Annotated in this window: 1 protein-coding gene; it reads left to right on the forward strand. The window is 65.8% G+C overall.

The annotated features are described in order from the left end of the window. Positions 1 to 22: 22 nt before the first annotated feature. The coding region (locus tag K288_RS49195; protein ID WP_244443499.1) for a condensation domain-containing protein at positions 23 to 1,379 on the forward strand (1,357 nt) is incomplete at its 3' end.

Raw genomic sequence — 1,379 nt, forward strand, 5'->3', positions numbered from 1 at the left:
GGTTGGGCGCGATGAACCACTTGTGCTGTCCTTTGCGCAGCAGCGGCTGTGGTTTTTGGCGCAGCTGAATGCGGGCGGCACGACCTACCACATGCCGCTGGCCTTGCGGCTGTGGGGTGTGCTCGACCACGCGGCTTGGCAGCGCAGCCTTGACCGTGTGCTGGCGCGTCACGAGGCGCTACGCAGCATTTTTGTCGCCTCCGAGGGGGAGCCTTGGGTTGAAGTTCTGCCGCCGGATGTGGGGCTGCCACTGCTGCAGCACGATCTGCGCGACAGGGTCGATGCGGAAGCTGCGCTTGCGGATCTGTGCCATGAAGAGGCCCGCGCGCCCTTTGATCTGGCGCGCGGCCCGCTGATCCGCGGCCGGCTGATCCGGATGTCCGAGCAGGAGCACGTCTTTCTGCTGACCCAGCATCATATTGTCTCGGACGGCTGGTCGATGGGCGTGTTGGTGCGTGAACTGAGCAGCCTGTACCGGGCGTTCGTGGCTGGGCAAGACGATCCGCTGCCGCCGCTTGCGATCCAGTATCCGGATTATGCCGCCTGGCAACGCCAGTACCTATCGGGCGAGCGGCTGCAGAGCCAGGCGCAGTATTGGCGCCAGAACCTGGCTGGTGCCCCGGCACGACTTGAGCTGCCGACGGACCGGCCACGACCGGCCGAGCAGTCGTTTGCCGGGGCCAGTGTGCCTGTCGTCATCGATGCGGATCTGACGCGGGGCTTGAGGCTGCTGGGCCAGCAGCATGGCACGACGTTGTTCATGACGGTGCTGGCGGCCTGGGCCGCGGTGCTGGCGCGTCTGTCGGGACAGGACGACATCGTCATTGGTGTGCCGAGCGCCAATCGGGGCCGGGGCGAGATCGAAGAGTTGATTGGCTTCTTCGTGAACACCTTGGCGCTGCGGCTCGACCTGTCGCGGGAGCCGAGCGTGGCGGAGCTGTTGGACCGGACGCGGCGCACGGCCTTGGCTGCGCAGGACCATCAGGACCTGCCATTTGAGCAGGTGGTGGAGATCGTGCAGCCGCCACGGTCGCTTGATCACACGCCATTGTTCCAGGTGGGGTTGGCCTGGCAGAACACCGCCGCTCAGTCGTTCGACCTTCCCGGGCTGAGGGTGGAGGCTGCGGGAGATCGTTACGATCAGGTCAAGTTTGATCTCGAACTGAGCTTAAGCGAACATGGCGAGGTCATCGCCGGAACGCTGGGCTATGCGACGGCGCTGTTCGATCAAGCGACGATTGAGCGGCAGCGGGGCTATTTGCTGGCGCTGCTGCGGGCGATGGCTGCGGATGTGCAGCAGCCGGTCGACCGGATTGAGCTGCTGCCGGCCGCGGAGCGGGCGTACCTGTTGGAGGAGCTGAACCGGACGGCGGCGCCTT

Source organism: Bradyrhizobium sp. Ai1a-2, assembly GCF_000426245.1.
GTDB lineage: Bacteria > Pseudomonadota > Alphaproteobacteria > Rhizobiales > Xanthobacteraceae > Bradyrhizobium.